The sequence below is a fragment of the Variovorax sp. 20P10.2.4 genome (assembly GCF_058244205.1).
Genome location: NZ_JBZAYE010000700.1, coordinates 1 through 3,573, shown reverse-complemented (window position 1 = coordinate 3,573; position 3,573 = coordinate 1). Strand labels below are relative to the sequence as shown.

Sequence of the window (3,573 nt, the reverse complement as noted above, 5' to 3'; positions counted from 1 at the left end):
GGCGCAGCATCGTGCGCGACACCGCCGAGCCGCAGGAGGCGACGCGCCGCCTCGCGCTGATGAACCTGATGGTGACCGTGGGCCCGAGCATCGCGCCGCTGGTCGGCGGCGCGCTCGCCACCGCCCTGGGCTGGCGCTCGATCTTCTACGGCCTGTTCGCGCTCGGCATCGTCGGCCTGCTGTTCACCTGGCGCCTGCTGCCCGAGACCGGCCGGCCCGGCGCGCCCGTCAGCGCGCCCGCGCTCGCGCGCAACTACGCGCGGCTGCTGCGCTCGCCGGCCTTCCTCGGCTTCTCCATCGGCGGCGGCTGCGCCACCACCTCGATGTACGCCTTCATCGCCTCGGCGCCGTTCATCTTCGTCGACCAGCTGCACCGGCCCGCGCACGAGGCCGGCATCTACCTCGCGATCCTGGTCTCGGGCGTGTGGCTCGGCAGCTTCCTCACCAGCCACCTGATCGCGCGCGTGCGCGTCGACCGGCTCATGATCCGTTCCAACGCGCTCAGCGTGGCCGCGGCCTTCGTGCTGCTGGGTGCCGCGCTCACCGACCACCTGTCGGTGCCGCTGATCGTCGCCGCCATGTTCCTGTTCACCGTCGGTGCCGGCATGGCCTCGCCGGCCGCGCTCACGCAGGCGATCAGCGTCAATCCGCAGATCATCGGCTCGGCCTCGGGCCTCTACGGCTTCACGCAGATGGCGGTGGGCGCGCTGTGCACCGCGCTCGCGGGCATGGGGCACCGCAACCCCGCGCTGGCCTCGGCGATCGTGCTCGCGGGGGCGGGGATCGTGGCGCAGCTGTCGTTTGCGATCGCGCTGCGTTCGCAGCGCAAGGCGGCGGCGGGCTGAGCCGCGCCGCGCTCGGCTACTTCGCGAACAACCACCCGCCCTTGGGCTGCCGCATCAGCTCGTGGTGCTTGACCGCGCGTTCCTCGCCGTCGTCGCCCACGTACACCACCTCGAAGCGCAGCAGCTTGGGCGACACCATCTTCCAGTTCTGGATCCGCTTGACGGTCACGCAGGCGGTCTTGTCGTGGTACTGCATCTGCGCCATCGGGCCGCCCTGGAAGCCCTGGGCGTCGAACAGCCGGCCCGGCGCCGCGAAGGGGTTGAGCACCGCGCCGTTGCGCGCGGTGATGCAGCCCTCGGTGCGCAGGAACGACTCGATGGTCGGCGAGGCGCTGCGCACCACGCGGCCCACGGCCGGGGTCGGTGGCTTGGCGGCGATCTGCTCGCGGATGCGCTCGACCTGGTCCTCGGTGATCGGCGCCAGGCCGTCCCTTGAGACGATGGGCGGCGGGGCGGGCGCGGGCGGCGGCGGGGGCGCTGGCATCAGCGGCTCGAACACCGAGCAGCCGCCGAGCGAGGCGAAGGCCAGGGCCGCCATCGTGGCGGGCAGGCGGCGCGGAAAGGGAGCGGTCTCGGCGGCGGATGTCGATCCGGACTTCATGGCTGGAGTCTCCTGTCGGCGGCGCGAAGCCGCTGGCTGAAAAAAGCAGGCCGCGAACATGCGGTGCGGGCGCGCGAAGCCTTCGTCGTCAAAAGCGTTCCTGCGGCGCGAGGTAGCGCCACTGGCCGGGCGCGAGGCCGGCCAGCGGCACGCGTCCGATGCGGATGCGGCGCATCGCGAGGATGCGCAGCTCCATGCGGTCGCACAGGTGCGCGACCTGGCCCGGCTGCGCGCCCTTGAGCGCGAAGCGCAGCCCGGTCTGCTCGGGGGTCTGGCGGCCGATGCTCACGCGCGCCGGCGTGCGCTCGAAGCGCGCGAGCTGCTCGGGCGAGACGGCCCCGGCCACGTCGACCATGATCTCGTGCTCGATGACGGAGGCGTCCTCGTGCAGCTTGCGCTCGATGCGGAATTCCTGCGTGAAGGCCACCAGGCCGCTGGCGCCGGTCTCCAGCGGCGTCATGCATTGCTGGCCGCGTGCGTGCGCGGGCAGGAAGCGCGGCGTTCCGTGCGCGGCCGCGAGGTTGGCCGCCACCAGCAGCGTGTGCGCTTGCTCGATGCGCAGGCCGGCCGGCTTGTGCAGCAGCAGCGTCACAGGCAGCACCGGCTCGGGCCGCGCGCCCGCCTCGATCTCCACCTGCTGGTGCGGCTGCACGCGCGATTGCGGCAGCAGCGCCGGCTGGCCGTCGACGCGCACCGCCCCGTTCTCGATCAGCAGCTCGGCCTCGCGGCGCGAGCAGCCCGCGAGCGCGGCCACGCGCTTGGCGAGGCGGATGCCCTCGGCGTCGTGCCTGTCTTGCGCACTCATGAGCCGACGACCGCCTGCTGCCGGATGCGCGCCACGTGCGCCGCCAGCGAGCGCGCGGCCACCGGCCACAGCCGCTCGGGCACGTCGTCGTAGGCCAGCGGCAGCCATTGCTCGGGCGTGCCCTCGGGCAGCTTGCGCATCGCGGCCGCGATCTTGGCCTCGCGCTTGAGGCGGTGCGCCTTCAGGTAGGCGATGGCCGTGCGCGCGAAGCCGATCACGTGGCCGTGCGCGGGCAGGATGAATTCGACGCCGCCGGCCTCGCAGGTTGCGTCGAGCTTGTCGAGCGAATCGAGGTAGGCCGTCATGTCGCCGTCGGGCGGATCGACCACCGTGGTGCTGCCGTTGAGGATGTGGTCGCCCGAGAACAGCAGCCCGTCCTCCTCGAGCACCAGGCACAGGTGGTTGGCCGCGTGGCCCGGCGTGTGGACCACGCGCAGCGTGTGCGTGAGCGGCTGGCCATCGGCACCGGTGCCCGCGAGTACCAGGCGTTCGCCGTCGGCCAGCTCGCGCTCGGCCGAGAAGCGCGCGCTCGCGCGCGCCGTGGGTGCCGACGACAGCCCCAGGATCGGCGGCTTCGCGGCGCCAGCCAGCGCCTGCAGCGGCGCGGCGCCCGGCGAATGGTCGGCATGCGAATGCGTGCAGACGATCATGCGGATGTCGCCCTTGGCGGCCTGCCACAGCCGCTCGATGTGGGCGGGGTCGTTCGGGCCCGGATCGATCACGATGTGGCCGGTGGCGGCGTCGCCCACGATGTAGCTGTTGGTGCCCGGGCCGGTCATCGCGCCCGGGTTGGGCGCGGTCAGGCGCTGCACGTTCTTCAGCAGCGCCACCGGTGCGTCGCTCTTCCAGTCGAGCGAATGCAGCATCTGGCCGTCGGGGCAGACCAGCGCGAGCTCGCCGTAGGGCGGGTCGTTCTCCATGTAGCGCTCGTCGCGGCCGTTGACGAAGCCGCCGCGCGGGCAGCTGGTCCACAGCGGCTGCTCGCTCGCGCAGGCCGCGAGCACCGCGTCGACGCTGGCATACGAGGCCATGCGCTGCAGCGTGCGCACGGTCGGGAAGATCATGAAGAAGCTGCCGGCCGCGTGGCGCGCCAGCGCATCGGCCGGGCGCACCCAGCTGGGCTCGAACTGCTCGCTCTCGTCGGCCGAGGGTTCCTGGCCCTCGGGCATGCGCGCCACCAGGAAGGGCACGTCGAAGCGCTTGGGCAGGTCGCGGTCGGTGATCCAGTGCGCGAAGGTGAACACGCGGTCGGCCTCGAGCACCAGCCCGCGCGCCGCGCACTGCTCGGCGAAGGGCACGGCCGCGTGGCCGTCGCGGTCCAT

Annotated in this window: 4 protein-coding genes; 1 reads left to right on the top strand and 3 read right to left on the bottom strand. The window is 72.9% G+C overall.

The features are described from left to right. On the top strand, nt 1-845 hold an 845-nt coding region (locus AC27VN_RS35910; RefSeq protein WP_490879713.1), incomplete at its 5' end, for an MFS transporter. A gap of 16 nt (nt 846-861) precedes the next feature. On the opposite strand, the gene AC27VN_RS35905 is transcribed toward AC27VN_RS35910, so the two are convergent. The 3 genes from AC27VN_RS35905 to AC27VN_RS35895 form a co-directional block, all read right to left on the bottom strand. After that, a complete protein-coding gene (locus AC27VN_RS35905; RefSeq protein WP_490879712.1) occupies nt 862-1,446 on the bottom strand; it encodes a hypothetical protein in 585 nt (194 codons plus the stop codon). An 88-nt stretch (nt 1,447-1,534) separates the two neighbouring features. Then, on the bottom strand, nt 1,535-2,251 hold the full coding sequence (locus AC27VN_RS35900) for an RNA pseudouridine synthase (protein WP_490879711.1): 717 nt from the start codon (nt 2,249-2,251) through the stop codon (nt 1,535-1,537). Continuing rightward, a partial coding sequence (locus AC27VN_RS35895; RefSeq protein ID WP_490879710.1) for an MBL fold metallo-hydrolase occupies nt 2,248-3,573 on the bottom strand: 1,326 nt, incomplete at its 5' end. The genes AC27VN_RS35900 and AC27VN_RS35895, both read right to left, overlap by 4 nt.